Source organism: Paenibacillus tengchongensis (genome assembly GCF_008973665.1).
GTDB classification, from domain to species: Bacteria; Bacillota; Bacilli; order Paenibacillales; family Paenibacillaceae; genus Paenibacillus_AQ; species Paenibacillus_AQ tengchongensis.
In genome coordinates this window covers 40,516-61,134 of record NZ_WACP01000023.1, presented here as the reverse complement: position 1 = coordinate 61,134, position 20,619 = coordinate 40,516, and the positions used below count along the sequence as shown (strand labels likewise).

Annotated in this window: 20 protein-coding genes; all 20 read right to left on the bottom strand. The window is 53.3% G+C overall.

All coding sequences use genetic code 11. The annotated features are described in order from the left end of the window. Nucleotides 1–227 precede the first annotated feature (227 nt). Nucleotides 228–1,742: a lysine--tRNA ligase gene (lysS, locus tag F1381_RS27130; protein WP_151737933.1), complete on the bottom strand. Its 1,515-nt coding sequence runs from the start codon at nucleotides 1,740–1,742 to the stop codon at nucleotides 228–230. A 159-nt stretch (nucleotides 1,743–1,901) separates the two neighbouring features. Next, nucleotides 1,902–2,381 (bottom strand): transcription elongation factor GreA, encoded by a 480-nt coding sequence (greA, locus tag F1381_RS27125; RefSeq protein WP_151737932.1) that lies wholly within the window; start codon nucleotides 2,379–2,381, stop codon nucleotides 1,902–1,904. Between the two features lie 300 nt (nucleotides 2,382–2,681). Beyond that, nucleotides 2,682–3,695 (bottom strand): tRNA dihydrouridine synthase DusB, encoded by a 1,014-nt coding sequence (dusB, locus tag F1381_RS27120; protein ID WP_151737936.1) that lies wholly within the window; start codon nucleotides 3,693–3,695, stop codon nucleotides 2,682–2,684. Between the two features lie 41 nt (nucleotides 3,696–3,736). Beyond that, nucleotides 3,737–3,946: a helix-turn-helix domain-containing protein gene (locus F1381_RS27115; RefSeq protein WP_151737931.1), complete on the bottom strand. Its 210-nt coding sequence runs from the start codon at nucleotides 3,944–3,946 to the stop codon at nucleotides 3,737–3,739. Next, entirely contained in the window at nucleotides 3,928–4,449 is a 522-nt protein-coding gene (gene folK, locus F1381_RS27110) for a 2-amino-4-hydroxy-6-hydroxymethyldihydropteridine diphosphokinase (RefSeq protein WP_151737930.1), read from the bottom strand. The genes F1381_RS27115 and folK overlap by 19 nt, the downstream gene beginning before the upstream one ends. Before the next feature lie 9 nt (nucleotides 4,450–4,458). Then, nucleotides 4,459–4,821: a dihydroneopterin aldolase gene (folB, locus tag F1381_RS27105; RefSeq protein WP_151737929.1), complete on the bottom strand. Its 363-nt coding sequence runs from the start codon at nucleotides 4,819–4,821 to the stop codon at nucleotides 4,459–4,461. 48 nt (nucleotides 4,822–4,869) lie between these two features. Further along, the gene (gene folP / locus F1381_RS27100; RefSeq protein ID WP_151737928.1) at nucleotides 4,870–5,727 is read right to left on the bottom strand and encodes a dihydropteroate synthase; all 858 of its coding nucleotides are present in this window, start codon (nucleotides 5,725–5,727) and stop codon (nucleotides 4,870–4,872) included. Next, on the bottom strand, nucleotides 5,724–6,605 hold the full coding sequence (locus tag F1381_RS27095) for an aminotransferase class IV (protein ID WP_151737927.1): 882 nt from the start codon (nucleotides 6,603–6,605) through the stop codon (nucleotides 5,724–5,726). Before F1381_RS27095 ends, folP begins: the two co-directional genes overlap by 4 nt. Next, entirely contained in the window at nucleotides 6,602–7,183 is a 582-nt protein-coding gene (gene pabA / locus F1381_RS27090; RefSeq protein WP_151737926.1) for an aminodeoxychorismate/anthranilate synthase component II, read from the bottom strand. The genes F1381_RS27095 and pabA overlap by 4 nt, the downstream gene beginning before the upstream one ends. Further along, a complete protein-coding gene (locus F1381_RS27085) occupies nucleotides 7,180–8,793 on the bottom strand; it encodes an anthranilate synthase component I family protein (RefSeq protein WP_151737935.1) in 1,614 nt (537 codons plus the stop codon). The genes pabA and F1381_RS27085 overlap by 4 nt, the downstream gene beginning before the upstream one ends. 214 nt (nucleotides 8,794–9,007) lie before the next feature. After that, nucleotides 9,008–9,946: a cysteine synthase A gene (gene cysK / locus F1381_RS27080; RefSeq protein WP_151737925.1), complete on the bottom strand. Its 939-nt coding sequence runs from the start codon at nucleotides 9,944–9,946 to the stop codon at nucleotides 9,008–9,010. A gap of 118 nt (nucleotides 9,947–10,064) precedes the next feature. Further along, nucleotides 10,065–11,006 (bottom strand): peptidyl-prolyl cis-trans isomerase, encoded by a 942-nt coding sequence (locus tag F1381_RS27075; RefSeq protein ID WP_187355587.1) that lies wholly within the window; start codon nucleotides 11,004–11,006, stop codon nucleotides 10,065–10,067. Between the two features lie 10 nt (nucleotides 11,007–11,016). Then, the gene (hslO, locus tag F1381_RS27070; RefSeq protein ID WP_151737923.1) at nucleotides 11,017–11,901 is read right to left on the bottom strand and encodes an Hsp33 family molecular chaperone HslO; all 885 of its coding nucleotides are present in this window, start codon (nucleotides 11,899–11,901) and stop codon (nucleotides 11,017–11,019) included. 43 nt (nucleotides 11,902–11,944) lie between these two features. Next, entirely contained in the window at nucleotides 11,945–12,712 is a 768-nt protein-coding gene (locus F1381_RS27065) for a type III pantothenate kinase (protein ID WP_151737922.1), read from the bottom strand. Continuing rightward, nucleotides 12,709–13,584, bottom strand: coding sequence for a carboxylating nicotinate-nucleotide diphosphorylase (gene nadC / locus F1381_RS27060; protein ID WP_151737921.1), 876 nt, complete (start codon nucleotides 13,582–13,584; stop codon nucleotides 12,709–12,711). The genes F1381_RS27065 and nadC overlap by 4 nt, the downstream gene beginning before the upstream one ends. Beyond that, nucleotides 13,574–15,190, bottom strand: a complete 1,617-nt coding sequence (locus tag F1381_RS27055; protein WP_151737920.1) for an L-aspartate oxidase — start codon at nucleotides 15,188–15,190, stop codon at nucleotides 13,574–13,576. The genes nadC and F1381_RS27055 overlap by 11 nt, the downstream gene beginning before the upstream one ends. Nucleotides 15,191–15,228: 38 nt before the next feature. After that, entirely contained in the window at nucleotides 15,229–16,167 is a 939-nt protein-coding gene (gene nadA / locus F1381_RS27050) for a quinolinate synthase NadA (RefSeq protein ID WP_151737919.1), read from the bottom strand. Between the two features lie 229 nt (nucleotides 16,168–16,396). Then, complete coding sequence (gene ftsH / locus F1381_RS27045; RefSeq protein ID WP_151737918.1) at nucleotides 16,397–18,448, bottom strand: ATP-dependent zinc metalloprotease FtsH; 2,052 nt, start codon at nucleotides 18,446–18,448, stop codon at nucleotides 16,397–16,399. A gap of 109 nt (nucleotides 18,449–18,557) precedes the next feature. Continuing rightward, a complete protein-coding gene (gene hpt, locus F1381_RS27040) occupies nucleotides 18,558–19,097 on the bottom strand; it encodes a hypoxanthine phosphoribosyltransferase (protein WP_150275623.1) in 540 nt (179 codons plus the stop codon). 46 nt (nucleotides 19,098–19,143) lie between these two features. Beyond that, complete coding sequence (tilS, locus tag F1381_RS27035) at nucleotides 19,144–20,586, bottom strand: tRNA lysidine(34) synthetase TilS (RefSeq protein ID WP_151737917.1); 1,443 nt, start codon at nucleotides 20,584–20,586, stop codon at nucleotides 19,144–19,146. Between the last annotated feature and the right edge of the window lie 33 nt (nucleotides 20,587–20,619).

Here is a 20,619-nt window from a genome sequence, read left to right as displayed (position 1 = left end):
TATATCATATCCAGCCGATCAATGCAAGCTCTTTTTTAATTTCTTTTTTCGAGCAACCATTTGATCTTTCTTGGCCGGAATTAGAATATACCATGTATGCAGGAGCATTGCAAGCATTATTTTAAAATAGTCTTCCCTTTGATATCTATACTACCTGCTCAAGCAGATTTGTAAAAAGAAAACCAAGGAAGCCAATAGCAGCCCCTTGGTTATTCGAATATATAGGTTCAGTCCTTGTTGCGCATATGCGGGAAGAGCAGCACATCACGGATGGATGCAGCATTGGTCAGCAGCATAATCAGACGGTCCACACCGATGCCCAGGCCGCCTGTAGGCGGCATACCGTATTCCAGAGCGCGGATGAAGTCTTCGTCCATTTCATGTGCTTCGTCATTGCCTTGCTCCTTCTCCTGAAGCTGAGCTTCAAACCGCTGACGCTGATCAATCGGATCATTCAGCTCGCTGAACGCATTGGCATGCTCGCGGGCCACGATAAACAGTTCGAAACGATCGGTAAAACGCGGATCGTGATCGCTTTTTTTGGCGAGCGGCGAAATTTCTACAGGATGTCCTGTAACAAATGTAGGCTGAATCAGCGTTTCCTCCACGAACTGCTCGAAGAACGCATTGAGAATATGGCCGAATGTCATGTGCTTCTCAACCGGCACGCGATGCTCCTTCGCCAGACGATGGGCTTCTTCATCGGTCATATGCACCCCAAAATCAACGCCGGTGACTTCCTTAACGGCATCGACCATCGTTACCCGGCGCCAGCCCGGCTTGAGGTCGACTTCTTGGCCCTGATAGTTGATCGTTTGCGTACCGAGCACTTCCTGGGCGATATGGGCAATCATGCTTTCGGTCAAATTCATAATATCTTTGTAGTCGGCATAGGCTTCATAAAGCTCGATCATTGTAAACTCAGGGTTATGGCGCGTGGAAATACCCTCGTTGCGGTATACACGGCCAATTTCATACACCTTCTCCAATCCGCCAACAATCAGCCGCTTCAGATGAAGCTCAATAGCGATCCGCATATACAGCTGCATGTCCAGGGTATTGTGATGCGTAATAAACGGACGGGCAGCAGCTCCCCCGGCAATCGCATGCAGGGTTGGTGTTTCAACCTCAAGATAGCCGAGCGAATCCAGATAACGGCGCATCGACTGGATAATCCGCGAACGGGCAATAAAGGTCTGCTGAACCTCAGGGTTAATAATCAAATCGACATAGCGCTGACGATAGCGCAGTTCGACGTCTTTCAGGCCATGATATTTCTCTGGAAGCGGCAGCAGCGATTTCGACAGCACTTCCAGATTGCTTACCTTAATTGAAGTCTCACCGGTCTTGGTCTTGAACAGTGTTCCCCGGACACCGACGATATCGCCCAGGTCAAGGATGGTAAATGCACTGTACTGCTCTTCCGGGATGCTGTCCTTGCGCACATAAATCTGGATTCTGCCGCTGAGGTCCTGGATGTGGGCAAAGCTGGCCTTGCCCATTACGCGTTTGGCCATAATCCGGCCGGCAAGACTGACCTCCAGCCCTAGTTCCTCCAGCTCATCATGGGTTTGTGCGTCATATTTGGCCAAAAGATCGCCGGCGGCTGCGGTGCGTTCATACTTTTTGCCGAACGGATCGATTCCCAGTGCACGCAGCTCGTCCAGTTTGGCTCTGCGGATTGTCAGCAGCTCGCTGAGCTCGGTTTCGGTTGTCTCGACATTGTTGTTTTCTTCAGTCATTTCTTCCATCCTCTCTTAATCCATCCTTACGCATATACACAAGAAGAAACGGCTCCGCCTTTATAGACAAGGGCAGTCCGTTCCTTTCTGTGGTATATCGCTTCCGAATTCCGAAAAAAAGCTTCCTAAGGGAAGCTTTTGGGATTTCCTTCTCCGGATTTATTTCATGGTGATATCTAAGATTTTATATTGAATAACGCCTGCAGGGACACTTACGTCAACGACGGTGCCTACTTTTTTACCGATGATTGCTCTGCCAACCGGGCTTTCATTGGAAATTTTATTGTTCAGCGGATCAGATTCAGCGGTACCGACGATGGTATATTCCATAATATCGCCGAACTCCAAATCTTCCACTTTCACGGTTACCCCAATGCTGACCACATCTGTCACAATTTCGTCGCTGTTAATGATGCGGGCATTGCGGAGCATCTTCTCCAGGGTGATGATACGTCCCTCGATAAAAGCCTGCTCGTTCTTCGCGTCCTCATATTCCGAGTTCTCGCTGATATCTCCGTAACCGATAGCCACCTTAATCCGCTCAGCCACTTCACGGCGCTTAACGGATTTAAGATTCTCCAGTTCTTCTTCCAGACGCTTAAGTCCGTCCGGCGTAAGGATGACTTCTTTATCGCTCATCTCAACCGATTCTCCTGTCGTTTACATTTATTAAAAACACCATACTATATGCGAATCTGGAGGGATCAGAACCCTCCTGGCTGCAGTGATGCTTATCGTAACGCTGATTTTATACTGAAAAATTATATTGGAACCGCTACAAAATGTCAATGATGCTCAGGAAACAGCGTCCATAAGGGCCTCCCTTTGAGAAAACGAACGAGAAAATGTATGATTCGGCGTTTATGATTTGTCATCAAGAGGGTAAAAAAGGACGGTTGCGGCAGTGCGCACCCGTCCTTTTTTGTCATATCTAAAGCCTTACACCGCCGAGAGCGGCGTGCTTGCTTCTTCTTCCTCTTCGTATTGGCACTGAACGACAAAATCCTCCAACAATCGCACCATACCATCGCGCTTGGTTTCTTCCATGATGACATCCTTCACGCGTGCCGCACCTTTAAGCCCCTTCAAGTACCATGCCATGTGCTTACGCATTTCACGGACGGCCACCGACTCTCCTCTAAGGGCAATCAAGCGGTCCATATGCAAAATGGCGACCTGAATCTTCTCGGCTGCTCCCGGTTCAGGCATCAGCTTACCTGTGCTCAAATATTGCACCGTACGGTAGAGCATCCACGGGTTGCCAAGTGCACCGCGACCGATCATAACCCCGTCGCAGCCGGTTTGGTCCAGCATGGCCCGGGCATCCTCTGGAGTAATGACATCGCCGTTGCCGATTACAGGAATCGAAACAGCCTCCTTGGCCATCTTGATATACTTCCAGTCGGCATGACCGGTGTATAGCTGCTCCCGGGTACGGCCATGCACGCTTACCGCCTTGCCGCCGGCACGCTCAACCGCACGGGCATTCTCTTCGACAAAAATATGCTCGCTGTCCCAGCCGATCCGCATTTTTACGGTAACGGGCTTCTCCACGGCATCGACAACAGAAGATACCATTTCATAGATCTTCTCGGGGTCTAGCAGCCAGCGGGCGCCGGCATCGCATTTTGTCACTTTCGGCACAGGACAGCCCATGTTAATATCGATAATATCGGCGTTCGTCTCTTTATCCACTACTTTGGCTGCTTCCACCAGCGACTCCCGGTTGCCTCCGAAAATCTGCAGGCTAAGCGGCTTCTCCCGCTCATCTACAAACAGCATCTCCCGCGTACGGGTATTGCCGTGCAGAATCGCCTTGTCGCTGACCATTTCCGCGCAGACCAGTCCCGTACCGAACTCTTTGGCGATCAGGCGGAACGCAGGATTGCATACGCCGGCCATCGGCGCGAGCACAACCTGATTCTTCATTTCAATATCGCCGATCTTCAGCATGCTGCCACTCCAATCTTTCACTAAATTTGACCTCGAAGAAGCTATTCAGAAATATCGGTCAGTTCAGCGGCCGAAATCTCCAGAACATCTGCAATTTTATTTAAAATTTTACCTTCTAAGTGTCGGTTTCCCCTCTCTACCGCCCCAAGCACGGCCAGGGAGATTCCGACATAATCCGCTAATTCCTGTTGTGTGTAGCCCTTCAGCTTACGAAAGGCCCGGACCCTCAGCCCTATTCGTTTGGTGTCCACAAGCGGATTCCTTCCTTTCCGTCTACGTCTTCCACGGCAGCCGCAACCCATTCACGGAATCCGGAAATCTCCAGTTCTGGCGATACCACCTCTTGGAGCGGAAACAGCACAAACGCCCGCTCTCTCATCCGAGGATGCGGCAAGGTCAGCTCCGGGTTATCACTGCTGTATCCCTCATACCAGAGCAAATCGAGATCCACGGTGCGCGGACCATAGCGGATATCCCGGACCCGGCCAAGCTGTGCCTCGATCTCAAGCATCACTTGCAGCAGCGCCTCCGGTTCAAGGGTAGTCCTCAATGCTGCTGCCATGTTCAGAAACTGCGGCTGATCGAGGTAACCGACAGGCTCTGTTTCATAAATATTGGAACAACGAAGGATGTCAATGCCTTCCCGTTGATCCAGCCGGTGCAAGGCCTCTTTAAGAGTTTCTTCACGGTTTCCCAAATTAGCCCCTAAAGCAATATAAGCCTCTGATGCTTCAGAGGTGGAATGTGTGTTCATGACTCTGTCTCACTTTCTCGTTCTGCGCAATTCCACGGTTACTCCTTGAAAGTGGACGTCGAACGGCGGATGCGGCTTGGTCAGTTTGACGGTTGCAGCATTGATAATAGTATAAGTGTCCAGTACCGCAGATGCAATATGTTCAGCCAAAGCTTCAATCAGCTTAAACGATGTCTTTTCTACGATGTTTTTAACCAAACCATGCACTTCGGCGTAATTTACCGTCTGTTCCAGATCGTCGTTTATTCCTGCAGACGACAAATCCAGCTCCAGTTCCAGATCCACGTAGAAGCGCTGTCCCAGCTTGCGCTCTTCTTCAAACACGCCGTGATATCCGTAGTATTCCATGCGGTGCAGCGTCATTTTATCCATTCAGGGTCAACCGCCTTTTCATTGGTCTGTCTTGATTCTCAGAAGGAATTATCCGTACAACAGCGGAGCGCTTGCATACAGCATGGCATCGCACATTTGCACGGTGCGTTTAATCGTTGCCACATCATGCACCCGCACGATCTGACAGCCCTGGGCGATGCCGAAGGCAACGGTAGCTGCTGTTCCCTCCACGACGTCGTCAGCCGGAAGGTCAAGTGCGGTGCGGATGAATTTCTTGCGCGAGGTGGCGAGCAGTACCGGATAACCCAGTCCGGCCAGCTTGTCCAGCAGCATCATGGCCTGTAAATTCTCTGTATAGTCCTTGGCAAAGCCAATGCCGGGATCGAGGATGATGTTCTCGTGGCTAACGCCAGCCGTCAACGCCAGGTTAATGCTCTCCAGCAGATCGGCGGTCATATCGGAAGCAAGATCGGCATAATTGCGGTCATGCCGGTTGTGCATCACAATAAACGGACACTCCGCAGCCGCGGCTACAGCGGCCATCTCCGGATCGGCTTTGCCGCCCCAAATATCATTAATGATATGCGCTCCGGCCTGAAGCGTCTGCCGGGCCACCTCAGCCTTATAAGTATCAATGGACAGCGGCAAATGCGGAGCCGCCCGGTGAATGCTCTCGATTACCGGCAGCACACGCTCCAGTTCTTCCTCTACGCTTACCGGCTCATGGCCGGGACGGGTCGATTCTCCGCCGATATCGATGATATCGGCGCCTTCAGCTGCCATCTGCAGCGCGTGCTCGACAGCCCGCTCCCGCTCATTCCACATTCCGCCATCGGAAAAGGAATCGGGCGTGACATTCAGAATGCCCATGATCAAAGTACGTTCACCCAGAACGAGGTCTGTCTCACCGCAGCGGTAGCTGCGTTTGTATAGTACCGGTCTCATCTCGCCTTCTCCGTCCTCTCACGATATAGTTCAAGCAATCTTGCGGTCAGGCTTCCGCACCGTCCGCCGCGGACAGCTGTTTCCCGGTCCTCCTGCCACAGGCTGGTTATCGGCACGAGCTCCTGTACCGAGTTGGTGATGAATATCTCATCGGCAGCCAGAAGGTTCTCCCAGCGGTATAGTCCCTCAGCTGTCTGTAGCCCGGCCTCTAAAGCCAGCTCCAGCACCATTTCCCGGGTAATGCCCGGAAGAATGCCCGTAGCGATAGCAGGTGTGCATAATAAATCCCCGGCAACAAAAAAAACATTGCTGACAATTCCCTCGGCCACATAGCCCTCTCCGTTCAGCATAAGCCCTTCCGCTCCGCGGCGGGCCGAAGGGTAGGCAGCAAGCTCGCGCTTCGCCAAGATATTGTTCATATAATGGAGCGATTTCAGCCGCACCGGACCCTCCGGTGTATTTCGCGGCAGCTTCAGCAGCTGTAATCCTTTACCCAGAGTATATAACTCACCGGATAAGGGGGGCAGCGCTTTAATATAAAGCAGATGATTCGGCTTCGCATAGTCACCTGCCGGCAGGCCCAAAATATCCTCACCTGCTGTCACAGTGTAACGGATATAGGCTTCCCTCAATTCATTCTGCTCCATAACCCTAATAATCCATTCTCTCAGCGGAGCTTCCGCCTGTTCAAAGGGAATCCCCAGCTGCCGGCAGCCGTCTTCCAGCCGGGCCAGATGGCGGTCCAGCAAAAAGGGCTCTCCCCCATAAGTACGGAAGGTCTCAAACAGGCCCATGCCGTACAAAAAGCCGTGATCCAGAACGGAAACCACGGCATTGCTGGCCTCAATGACTTGATGGTTCAAACCGATATACTTCATGCCGGTTCTCCGGCTCTCCGTTTCAGAAAATTACGCAGCATCTGATGGCCGTAATCAGTAATAATCGACTCCGGATGGAACTGGACGCCCTCAATCGGATATTCCTTGTGACGCAAGCCCATAATCTCGCCTTCTGCCGTCTCCGCAGTAATCTCCAGACAGTCGGGCAGTGTCTCCCGCTCCACAATTAACGAATGATACCGGGTGGCGGTAAACGGCGATTCGAGACCTGCAAATACGGATGTACCATGATGATGGATCGGCGATGTCTTGCCATGCATCAGCCGCTCCGCGCGGATCACTTTGCCGCCAAAAGCCTGTCCGATCGCCTGATGACCCAGGCATACGCCAAAGATTGGAATGACGCCTTTAAAATGCTGCAGCAGCTCCAGGCTGATGCCCGCCTCATTCGGGGTACATGGCCCGGGCGAGATCAGAATATGATCGGGAGCCAGCGCTTCAATCTCAGCAATGGTGATCTCATCGTTGCGGAATACCTTCACTTCCTCCCCCAGCTCCCCCAGGTATTGCACCAGGTTGTACGTAAAGGAATCATAATTATCGATGACCAGGATCATATGCTTGCTCCTCCCTCGCCATGCCGTCGCTTATGCGAATGCTGCAGTTCACTGCAGAGCACCGCCTTCACCACCGCTTTGGCTTTATTATGGCATTCACGGTACTCTCGGTACGGATCGGAATCGATCACGATGCCCGCTCCCGTCTGAATATACCCCATTCCGTCCTGCACAGCCAGCGTTCGTATAATAATATTTAATTCCATATCGCCGCCATAGTCAATCCAGCCAAGCGAGCCTGTATAGGGCCCGCGCCGCACCGGCTCCAGCTCTTCAATAATTTCCATCGTCCGTACCTTGGGCGCTCCTGTAATGGTGCCGCCGGGGAACAAGGCGGCCATGACATCGTAGACATCCTTCCCCGGGGCGATGATGCCCTCCACCTGCGATACGAGATGCATGACATGCGAGTATCGCTCGACGGTCAGCAGCTCGGGCACGCTGACCGTTCCATAGGCGGCGACACGGCCGATGTCGTTGCGCTCCAGATCGACGAGCATGATATGCTCGGCCGTCTCTTTCTCGCTCCCGCGCAGCTCCGCCTCCATGGCGGCATCCTCCGCGGGAGTATGGCCCCGGCGCCGGGTGCCGGCGATAGGGCGTGCGCTGATGCGCTGCCCGTGCAGCTTGACCAGCAGCTCCGGCGAGCCGCTGGCCAGCGCGAAGCCGGGCGAGCGCAGGAGGCCCATGTACGGCGAGGGGTTGAGCCGCCGCAACCACTCGTATACCTCTTCGGGCGCCGAGCGCAGCGGCGCCTCCTGGCGCAGTGACAGGTTAACCTGGAACACATCGCCTTGCCGGATATATTCCTGGACGTCCCGCACTGCCTGCTGGAACTTCTCCGGCGTAAACGCCGAGAACATGCCCGGCCACTCGCCGCTTGATTCGGCAGCCGCTGTGAGGATCGCCGCCGTTTCCGTCTCCTGCTCATCATCAGGAGGGGCGGAGATGATACTGTTCCACAAGGCCAGCATTTCCTCCGCTCTTGCCGCTGTCTCGTAGTAAACCTTCTCCAGCCCTACTGCCGCAGGCTCTTTCTTCTTCTGCTCGAGCGGCAGGTGCACATGCACTGCGCAATATAGATCGTCCTCCAGGTGATCATAAATCCATAGCTCATCAAACCTCATAAAGAGGTAATCCGGAAAGCCGGGATGGTCTGCGGCTATTGCCGGCAGCTGCTCAAGCGTCCGGACGGCGTCATAGGCCAGGAAGCCAGCACAGCCCCCGGTAAACGGCGGCAGTCCTTCCCGCTGCAGCCGCGGCGCGCGAAAGCCTTCCATCCAGTTGCGCAGCGTCTCCAGCGGGCTTCCCTGCTGTACGGAATCAGAACCCGAGACTGCACCAGGGTCCGCATGGTGGTCTCCAATGTTGATAATCTTCGCATGCTCCGCCTTTCCTTTTAAGACAGACACCGGGTTAAGACCCAAATAGGTGTATCTCCCGCCCTTGCCGCTCTCCAGCAGAAGGGAATAAGGAGAGGCGGATTTCCAGGCCTCAGCCCAGGAGGCAGGCAGTCCGCCTGCCTGGCTTGTCTTCACTACGAAGGGGAGAAGGTCCCATTCTTCCTCCGCCCAGTTGTACCACTCCTGCTGTCCCGTTATGATTTCCACGTTCAAGGCCGTCCTCCCAAATTCGCTTGCTTCAGACTCCCGGCGGCTGAATAACCGAATGCTCCATCCACCGTATTGCCTGTCAGTATACTTTACTTTATGCCGACTTGGAAAGCCTCTATTTACAGCCCTACCCCATAATCAGTAAAAGAGCCCCCGGTCCTTAGAATTAAGGGCCGGGGGCTCGGGTCAATGCCGGTTCTTATCCCGACAATTAAGCTTCAAAATTGTACAGCGGTGTGCTGAGGTAACGTTCGCCGTTACTTGGAATCACGGCAACCACACGTTTGCCTGCGCCAAGCTCTTTGGCTACTTTCAGCGCTGCGAAGATAGCCGCACCGGAGGAAATACCGGACAATACGCCTTCTTCCTTGGCTACACGGCGCGCGGTTTCGAACGCTTCGTCGTTCTCCACGTGAATAATTTCATCATAGATGTTCTGGTTCAGGATTTCCGGAACGAAGTTGGCGCCAATGCCCTGGATTTTGTGCGGACCCGGCTTGCCTCCAGCCAGAATTGGCGAAGCCGCAGGTTCTACCGCGTATACCTTAATGTCAGGATATTTCTCCTTCAATACTTCACCGGCACCGGAAATAGTACCGCCTGTGCCGATACCGGCTACAAATGCATCCAGCTGTCCGCCGATGGACTCAATAGCTTCCACAATTTCCGGACCTGTAGTTTCACGGTGGATTTTCAGGTTGGCCTTATTCTTGAATTGATCGGCCAGGAAGTATTCAGGGTTCTCGCTGAGGATTTGCTCAGCCTTCTTAACCGCACCGTTCATGCCTTCCGATCCCGGAGTCAGAACCAGCTCTGCGCCGTAGGCACGCAGCAGGTTACGGCGCTCAAGGCTCATGGTTTCAGGCATAACGATGATGGCTTTGTAGCCCTTGGCTGCAGCCACAAGTGCCAGACCGATACCGGTGTTGCCGCTGGTCGCTTCCACAATCGTTCCGCCCGTCTTCAGCAGACCTTCCTTCTCCGCCTCTTCCACAATGCTGAGGGCGATACGGTCCTTTACGCTGGAGCCCGGGTTCTGGTATTCCAGCTTCACGAAAATTTCAGCCGAACCTTCCGGAACAATCCGGTTGAGACGAACGAGCGGTGTGCCACCGATCAAATCTGTTACACTGTTGACGACTTTAGCCATGAGCAAAAACCTCCCTGAAATGATAAATGATTAATAGCATACTGTATGACAGACTCTCGGTGAGCCGCCATTATTATATCCGACTAAAACAGTAGGTTTTTCATATAAATTCATATTATCAATCTTGCATGCTGTTGTCAATATATATCGCTGTATCATATTTCCTGCGTAAATCGCTTTCCACCTGCTCCAGCGGAGCAGCCTGGGCAAGTGCCAGTTCCTTGCGGACTTCTTCACGGATTTCTGCAGGCTCCGGCGGTTCGGGAACGATGATATTCTCTACCCGAAGAACCGTGTAATCATCGCCGGTTTGAAGGGGGCCGGCAATGTCTCCTGCGTCCAATTCAACCGCAGTCTTCAGTAAGTCCTCCGGCCAGAATGGGTCATTTTCCTCGACGGTGCCGATTCTTCCGCCATGCTCCCGGCTTTCCTCATCAATAGACACCTCTCTGGCCAAGGCGGCGAAATCTTCACCCTGCTCCAGCCGGTCCATCACTTCGTCAGCCTGCTCATAATTTTCTGTTCTTATGATAGACAGCTGGACCTGCTTCGCAGGCATGAAACGTTCGGCATTCTCGTCCAAATAAGCATCAATTTCCGCATCGCTGATATGAATGCCTGCCGTAGCCACGGCCTGCAGGGTCAGGTGGTAACCTACTTCTTCTCGTACCTCCTGACGGGACAGGCCCAGCTCTGACAGCATCTGGGCATAATACTGCTCCTCCGAAGCATATCCGGCCATGCTGCGCTCCAGCTCCCGGTCAATATCTTCCTCTGTGACCTGAATGCCTAACGCAGCAGCTTCTTTACCGACCACAATATGATTAAGGATGCCCAGCAGGACTTCATCGCCATGCTTTTTTTTCAGCTCGCGCGTCCATTCCTCGTCTGTAACGGGCTGTCCATCGGCAGCGGCAACCTCAGGGGATTCTCCTTCCGCCGCATCCTCTTTGAAGGTAGCCACCGCACGCAGACTCCAGATCAGCAGCCCCCCAAGCACCAGAGCCGCCGCAGCCAGTAGAATAACGGCATTGCGCAGTGCGCGCTCCTGTCTAGTCATCATCATCCGCCTACGATTTCGCTTGGTTCAGAATTACCTGTAATTCATCCCGGTTAAAAATATACGTTTCGTTGCAATAATGGCATACTACCTCGGTCTGCTCGTCCTCTTCGATCAGGCGCTCCATTTCCTGCTGCCCCAGGCTGACCAGCGTCTGCTCCACTTTCTCGCGGGAACAGGAGCAGGAAAAAGCAATCTCCAGCTCATCCATCATTACTGCATCTGGCAACAGCTGGCGCAGCATGTCCTCCGGCTCCAGACCTTGGTCCAGCAATGCGGTTACAGAAGGCAAAGTGCCAAGCGCATGTTCAATTTCGGTAATTTCGGAATCGGTAAGGCCCGGAAGCAGTTGAATAATGAACCCTCCGGCTACCCTTACCGAGTTATCAGGCTCAACCAGCACACCCAGTCCCACTGCAGCCGGTGTTTGTTCGGATACCGCAAAATAATAAGTAAAGTCCTCTCCCAGCTCGCCGGAAACAATCGGAATACTGCCCCGGTAAGGCTCCTTCAGCCCGAGGTCTTTGATGACATCGATGAAGCCCTCTGTCCCCACAGCGCCGGCGACATCAAGCTTGCCCAGACTGTTGCTGGGCAGATGCACATGCGGATTCTGCACATATCCGCGCACTTCTCCGGATGCGTTCGCTTCGGCGTTAATCCGTCCGACCGGCCCGTTGCCTTTGACGGCAATCGCCAATTCTTCCTCGCCCTTGAGCATTGCGCCCATCATGGCGGCTGCCGTTACAGTGCGGCCCAGAGCAGCCGTTGCCACTGGATACGTGTCATGTCTTCTCCGCAGTTCATCCACCAGCTCCGTTGTACGGACGGCAAAGGCTCTCACTCTGCCCTCCAGCGCCGTTCCCCGGACCAGCCGGTCTTTTTTGGTTTCCATAGGGCTGCTCGCTCCTCCTGTCTGTGCCTTAAGGCTGTATAGTTTATTTGTTGCGGTCGTAAATAATACGCAATCCTTCCAAGGTAAGCATCGGATTGATTTCATCGATGCAGTCCGTCTCACCGGCAATCAGCGGCGCCAGACCGCCGGTGGCGATCACCTTCAGCGAAGGCGCGTTCATCTCCTGCTTGATCCGTCTTACAATACCTTCAACTTGGCCGGCATAGCCGTAGATAATCCCGGCCTGCATGGCATGGACGGTGTTGCGTCCAATGACCTTCTTCGGTTTCTCCAGCTCGATCCGCGGCAGCTTGGAAGCCCGCTGAAACAGCGCCTCAGTGGAAATACCTAGGCCCGGCACAATAGCGCCTCCCAAATAATTGGCTCCGGCATCAATGCAGTCAAAGGTCGTCGCCGTACCAAAGTCAACGACAACCAGCGGACAGCGGTACTGTTCAATGGCCGCCACCGCGTTGACAATCCGGTCAGCGCCTACCTCACGGGGATTCTCATACCGCAGATTCAGTCCGGTCTTAATGCCGGGACCTACCAGGAGCGGCTCCTTGCCGATATATTTGGTGCACATCTCCACGATGACCTGCACGAGCGGCGGAACTACGGAGGAGATGATGATCCCCTCTACATCTTTAAACGAAATGTTCGACATTCCAAGCATGTTATGAATCAGAACACCGTATTCATCAACCGTGGATTGGCGTGCCGTGCTCAGCCGGAAGTGGTGCAGCAGCTCGCGCTGCCGGTACACTCCGAGGACGATGTTGGTATTGCCGATATCGACAGCAAGCATCATATGCTTTGTTCCTCCTTCCTGGCATTCAGATCCAGACTGATATCCAGGCTGGCGAAGGAGTAGGTCAAACGTCCGACGGAGATGACATCCACTCCGGACTCGGCGATGACGCGCACCGTTTCCAGAGAGACATTGCCGGAGGCCTCGGTCTTGACATGCGGCGATTTGGCCTTAATCCGGCTGACGGCCTCTTTCATGAGTGCCGGGGACATATTATCCAGCATGATGATATCGGCACCGGCAGACAGTGCCTCTTCCACCTGTTCCAGGCTTTCCGTCTCCACTTCAATGGTCATCGTGTGCGGAATATTCGCTCTGGCCCGACCCACTGCCTGACGAATGCCTCCGGCCCCTTTGATATGGTTGTCCTTGATCATTACCGCATCATACAGGCCAAAACGGTGATTGGCCCCGCCGCCGATACGTACAGCGTATTTCTCCAGCATCCGGTGTCCCGGGGTCGTTTTGCGGGTATCCACCAGACGTGTCGGCAGTCCATTAAGCTCCCGGACGAAAGCCGAAGTACGCGTAGCCACCCCTGACAGACGCTGCATCAGATTAAGCGCCAACCGTTCGCCCGTTAAAATGGCATGGGTGCTGCCCTCCACCTCGGCGATAACGGTTCCTTTGGTAATCTGCTCCCCTTCCTGCACAAGCGGGGTGAACACCAGCGAAGGGTCAACGATTTCAAATACCAGCTCGGCCACTGGAATTCCGCATATGACTCCGTCTTCCTTCGCATGGATAATTCCTTTGGACTCATGGCCCTGCGGAATCGTGGTACGGGTAGTAATATCCCCCGATCCCACATCCTCCTGCAGCCAGCCTTTGATTGTCTGCACTAACTCTTCATTATAGCCATTAAACATCATCGATTGATTCCTCCACTATTCCTAGCTCACGAATTTGGAGCAGATGCTTCCGCCACGCTTCGTCATTGCGCTCAGGGTAATCCTCCCGGTAATGCCCGCCGCGGCTCTCCTCCCGCGCAATCGCCGCTTCGGCAACGAGCAGGCTGCAGGTAAGCATATTGGCGAATTCATATTCTTCGCGTTTGGTGAGATTCGCTCCAAAAATCGGAAGCTGCCGCTTCAACTCCTCCAGCGCTTTCTGCAGCATTTCCTCATTCCGCCGCAGGCCGACATAACGCACCATCACCTTCTGCAGCTTGAGTCTGCGTTCCACAATGGCTTGGGTCGGCGCTTCCTTTCGCCCAAGGTTAACGCCGGCTGATACAGGCCCCGCATCGAGCGGCGGAAGCTGGCGGATCCGTTCAACTGCCCGCCGTCCGAAGACAATGGCTTCCGACAGCGAGTTGCTGGCCAGACGGTTGGCACCCTGAACTCCGGTGGAAGAGACCTCCCCGCAGGCGAACAGCCGCGGAATGCTGCTCTCGCCGTTAAGATCGGTTTTGATGCCTCCCATCATATAATGCGCAGCCGGAGCCACGGGAATCCAATCTGTCGTAATATCCAGTCCATAGCTCATGCATGTCTCATAAATGGTCGGAAAACGATGCTTCACTATATCTGCAGATTCATGGGTAATATCAAGATAAACAAATGTCGATTTCGTCAGCTCCATCTCACTGACAATCGCCCGGGCCACAATATCCCGCGGCGCCAGCTCCAACAGCTCATGATACCGGTGCATGAACCGTTCGCCTTCAATATTGCGCAGCACCGCCCCTTCGCCGCGTACAGCCTCGGAAATCAGAAAACGCGGGGCACCCGGATAACTGAGCGCAGTCGGATGGAACTGGATAAACTCCATATCGCGGATATGGGCACCCGCACGATAGGCGATCGCCACACCGTCACCCGTTGCTACTTCCGGGTTGGTCGTATAGCGGTACAGCTGTCCGGCTCCCCCCGAGCATAGAATGGTTGCCCCAGCCCGGAGGAAGACCCGCTCGCCATCGGGACGCTGAACTAAAGCACCGCAGCATTCTCCCTTATCTACAATCAGATCAATCACATAATGATCATCCCATACCTCGATGTTGCTATGTGCCGCCACCTGCTCGGCTAGTGCACGGACGATTTCATAGCCGGTGGCATCGCCATTGGCATGAAGAATACGGCGGTGGCTGTGCGCCGCCTCCTGTGTCAATGCAATCTCCCCGTTTTCCTTATCAAACAACGTGCCGAGCCGGATCAGATCTCTGACCCCATCCGGGCCTTCATTGACCAGCACCTCTACTGCTGCGTATGAGTTAAGGCCGGCTCCGGCCATCAGTGTATCCCGGAGGTGAAACTCCGGAGAATCATCCTCAGCGAACACGGCAGCGATGCCGCCTTGCGCATAGCGGGTATTACTCTCCAAAAGTGATTTCTTGGTAATCAGAACTACTTTCCGTTCATCGCTGGCTTGAATTGCCGTGTATAACCCGGCGATGCCTGAACCGATAACAATGCAATCCGCCTGGACCGCTGGAAGCTCGCCGAGATCGAAATCTACCAAATACTGTGGAATCATGACCGCTTTCACCTGTTTCAACGAAAGAGTAGCGCATGCTACCGGACTTGTAGCATGCGCTCTAGGGATGTTCTGGCTTTGTCGGCGACAGCGGGCGGTACATAAATCTGCGGCTTCATTGTCTCCAGGCATTTAACCAGCTTCTTCAGATTATTGACTTTCATATTGGGGCATACCAGGAATTTCGTCGCGAAGTGGAACTCCTTGTCCGGGCTGTCCAGACGAAGCTGATACCCCGTTCCGTCTTCAGTGCCTACGATAAATTGCCGGCGGTCCGATTTCCGGCAGTGATCAATAATGGCTGTTGTACTGCCGACGAAATCGCCCAAAGCCACTACCTCAGGGCGGCATTCCGGATGCACCACAAACTCAGCTTCCGGATATTTAGCTTTCATCTCAATAACATCTTTAACGGTAAGCATGTCATGCGTATTACAGTAGCCTTCCCAAATAATCAGCTTCTTGCCGGTCTTAGCCTGTACATATTGGCCGAGGTTCTTATCGGGAACCCAGATAATCTCCTCTGCATCCAGCGATTCAATGACCTTCACGGCATTGGCCGAGGTACAGCAAATATCCGTTTCTGCTTTGATTTCAGCCGATGAGTTGATATAAGTTACGACTTTGGCGTTCGGATGTTGTGCCTTCAGCTTGCGGAGACCGTCGACATTGACCATATCGGCCATCGGACAGCCGGCACGTTCATCGGGAATGAGCACAGTCTTGCCCGGAGCAAGAATCTTGGCACTCTCCCCCATAAAATGCACACCGCAGAATACGATCACTTCCGCATCGGTCTCGGCGGCCTTCTGTGCCAGCAAAAACGAGTCGCCGCGATAATCCGCCACTTCCTGAATTTCATCACGCTGATAATAATGAGCCAAAATAATTGCATTGCGTTCTTTTTTGAGCTGTTCGAGGCGCACACGTAATTCGCGGTTCTGTTCCTGCTTGCGCTCAAGCGCCAAAGCTTCCACGGTCTAATTCTCCCCCTTATTTCTCACAAGGCCTGCTGCTGATGATTCTTGCTTGGGCAACGGTAATAATTATTAATATTTAATCACTAATGTACACAACGTTCCACCCCCTGTCAATGTAACGGAGAAGGTCAAACCCGCTGCCCGGAAGGATATCCTTCTTGTGAAGAAGCACAAAAAACCGGAGAATCAAAGATTCTCCGGTCTTCTCTACGCTCTCGCCAAACCATTAGACGAGGTTGCCGCCTCCGCCTTTATTGCCTGTGTTTGGATCTTCATCATTACCCGTGCTTGGATTATTCGGAATATCCTTAGCCTGATCAGGTGCGGAAGACACATCTTCCGGTTTGCCCTGAATTCTGACGCGAACATCGCCGAGCGAGTCGATCACCGGTTCGCCGGCTTCCGCTGCAGTATCCGGTGCTTCTACCGGTTTGCCGTCTTCGGCCAGGTAACCATTCTCGATCAGTTCCTTGATCTGATCCAGCTCCAGGGTTTCCTTCTCCAGCAGCGTATTGGCAATCAGATGCATTTCCTTGGAATACTTGGTCAGGAGCTCACGGCAGCGTTCATAGCACTCGCGGATGAAGCGCTGCATTTCCTGATCAATTTCATAAGCGATAGAATCACTGTAGTTCTGCTCATGTCCGATATCCCGGCCCAGGAATACCTGGCCTTGGGAAGTGCCGAACTGCATTGGCCCCAGCTTATCACTCATCCCGTATTCCATAATCATGCTGCGAACGATGCGCGTTGCCTGCTGGAAGTCACTGTAAGCTCCGGTGCCGACTTCGCCGATGAACATTTCTTCGGCTACACGTCCGCCGAGGAGTCCGGTTACCTTATCGAGCAGTTCCTGCTTGGTAACGAGCATCCGGTCTTCCTTCGGAAGCATAATGACATATCCGCCGGCGCGTCCGCGCGGGATGATGGTTACTTTGTGAACCATATCGGCATGTTCCAGGAAATAGCCGACAACGGTATGCCCTGCTTCATGATAAGCTACAATACGCTTCTCGCGGTCGCTGATAATGCGGCTGCGCTTCTCGGTTCCGACAATGACGCGGTCAATCGCTTCATCGACTTCGCGCATGGTAATATCCTTACGGTTCCGGCGGGCGGCCAGCAAAGCCGCTTCGTTAAGCAGGTTCTCCAGGTCCGCCCCGGTAAAGCCTGTAGTGCGTTTAGCGATGACATCGAGCTTGACGTCCTTCGTCAGCGGCTTGTTGCGGGAGTGTACCTTCAGTACAGCTTCACGGCCCTTCACGTCAGGGCGGTCTACCGTAATCTGACGGTCGAAACGTCCCGGACGCAGCAATGCCGGGTCAAGAATATCTGCACGGTTAGTTGCCGCAATAATGATAATACCTTCATTACCGCCAAAGCCGTCCATTTCGACGAGCAATTGATTGAGGGTCTGTTCGCGTTCATCATGACCGCCGCCGAGTCCGGCACCGCGCTGGCGGCCGACTGCGTCGATTTCGTCGATGAAAATGATACAAGGGGCGTTCTTCTTGGCGTTCTCGAACAGGTCGCGTACACGGGAGGCACCGACACCGACGAACATTTCCACGAAGTCCGAACCGGAAATACTGAAGAACGGAACACCGGCTTCACCGGCTACAGCACGGGCCAGCAATGTCTTACCGGTACCCGGAGGGCCGACGAGCAGCACGCCTTTAGGAATGCGGGCTCCCACAGCCGCGAATTTGCGCGGATCTTTCAGGAATTCCACGACTTCGACAAGCTCTTGCTTCTCTTCATCAGCTCCGGCAACATCCTCGAAGCTGATCTTCTTCTTCTCTTCATTATATAGCCGGGCTTTGCTCTTGCCAAAGTTCATCACTTTGCCGCCGCCGCCCTGCGCCTGATTGAACAGGAAGAAGAACAGAATAAACATGATGACCAGCGGGATAATGGAAGAGAGGAACGTCAGCCAGATGCTGTCGCCTTCCATCTTCTTCTGGTTAAATTCAATGCCGTTGGCTTCACTGGCGCCAATGAGCTCGTTGATGGCATTATCTGTAGGAGGAACATATGTGGAGTATTTGATCGAATCCGCGTCAGCCGGCTGCTGTCTGTACTCCCCGGTAACCAGGAAAGCATTGGCGTCAAACTGAACGGTCATGCTCTTCACATTGTTATCTTTTAGTTCCTGCCTAAATTCATCGTATCTAGGGAAATCGGCGGATTCATTTCCATTGCTGACAAACTGGACAATGCCCACCACGACTAAAAATAAAATCAAATAAAAACCAGAATTACGGATGAACCGATTCATCCCCTACCTCCTCTCACAACACTCAAGTTATTGTACCATAGCCTGCCCGGGGTCCTCAAATGTACACAGGTCCGGTGATGGATCCTTGAATCAAAGGCTGGTAATTCGATTATTTGGTGTAAATTTCAGGCTTCAGCACACCGACGTAAGGGAGGTTCCGATACTGCTCGGCATAGTCGAGTCCATAGCCGACCACAAAAGCGTCAGGAATAACAAACCCGGTATAGGCCGCTTCCAGATTGACCGTACGTCCCGACGGTTTGTCAAACAAAGTGACCACTTGAATGGAGGCGGCATTCCGGCCCTGCAGCAATTCGATCAGGTAGCTGAGTGTCAGTCCGCTGTCGATAATGTCCTCAACAATCAGAACATCTCGTCCTTCAACGGATGCATCCAGATCCTTGATAATTTTGACTACGCCGGAAGACTTGGTGGATGCCCCGTAACTGGAAACAGCCATGAAGTCCATTTCAACAGGTACTGTAATCACTTTAACCAGATCTGCCATAAAGATAAACGCGCCTTTGAGCACACAAATCACTAAAGGCGTGCGTCCTGCATATTCCTCGCTCAGCTTGGCACCAAGCTCCCTGATTCTTTGTTGAATTTCCTCTTCGCTGATTAGAATTTCCTGAATGTCGTTTTGCAACTTGCGAAACCTCCTAAGTTATACTATGAAAGCCTTGCTTCGGCCATTACGCTTCCTCATCCTTGCCGAGTTCCGTCAGGGACAAAAGAATAACGGAGGCCGTCTGCCGCCCTACTGCGGCATGTGTCGAGCGCCTAACGCCCGGAATCCAGACAATGTTGCCCAAGCCATCGCAAACGAGGGGAATTGCGGAGCGTTCGGAAGCCGGGATCTTGTCATCAATGTAAATATCTTTAACCTTTTTGCTTCCGTTTAATCCCATCACCCGCATGGTATCTCCAGGTAATCGGGAACGGACCGTTAGCGGCATGGCCAGCTGATCCCGGTCAAACCAGGCCAGCTGTATTCCAGCCTCTTCCCCCAGCAAGTGAAAATGGTCCCTCTCCAGAACTGTCATCGTCATTACCTTTCCTATTTCCGGCAGCACAAGCTGCGGATCAAGCAAAGACAACCGATATGTATAACTTAACTTCCGGCCGGGAGGCTTGGACGAGAACACAATGGTATCGTATTGCCGGTTGCCGATTAGGCCACCGCCCAAATGAAGCGTCCAACCGGTGGGATAATCCTGCAATACTGCGCGGCGAACGGTTTCAATCTTGGCAAAATCCAGAAAGGACGCGTCCGCTGACAGATAATTTAATATTAATTTAATCAACCGCCGTTGTAAAGCCGACGGTAGGGCGGTAAAAGCCGCACGCTCAAAGGTATATTGTCCATGCCCGGGCCTCACGATTTCCCCGAAGCATTTTGCTGCCGTCGCCTCCATGTACTCGTCTTCCGCTTCAGCAATTTCGGATAGCTGCAGAAGCGATTGTCTGATCTGCGGATTGTAGTTCTCCAGGATGGGGAGAATCTCCAGCCGCACACTGTTGCGCCTGTACTTGGTTTCCAGATTACTGCTGTCTTCCGCAAACGGGAAGCCGTTAGACAAGCATAGGCCCACGAGGGCCGTTTTGTTAATACGCAGGAAGGGGCGAATCAGTTCCACTTTTTTTTCGCTGCGCTTCCAGCGCATTCCGGCCAGTCCGGTAAGGCCGCTGCCGCGCAAGAGCCGCATTAATACCGTCTCCGCCTGGTCATCGGCATGATGGGCAAGCGCAACGGAACGTGCGCCGTAACGGCGGGCTGTGGCAATCAGAAACTCATAGCGCTTCTCCCGCGCCGTTCCTTCCGGACCAAGCCCGCTGCTGGCGGCAAGTGCCGGAATATCGAAGCTGGCCAGCTCAAAGGGTAAGCCGAGCTCGGCAGCCAGATTCCGGACGAGCTCCGCCTCAGCTGCCGACTCGGCGCGAAAGCCATGATTAACGTGCGCGCATACCAGCATAAGCGGCGTCCGGGTTAAGGAAATATGATGCAGAATACGCAAAAGAGCCACAGAATCCGGCCCTCCGGAAACTGCGACTATAATCGTATCATGGGGCGACCACAGCTCATGCTCAGCCGCGGCCTCCATTACGGATTCTGCGAGTTCATTTATTACATCCATTTACGGCTTCCTTTCGCCCCTTCAATTATGTAC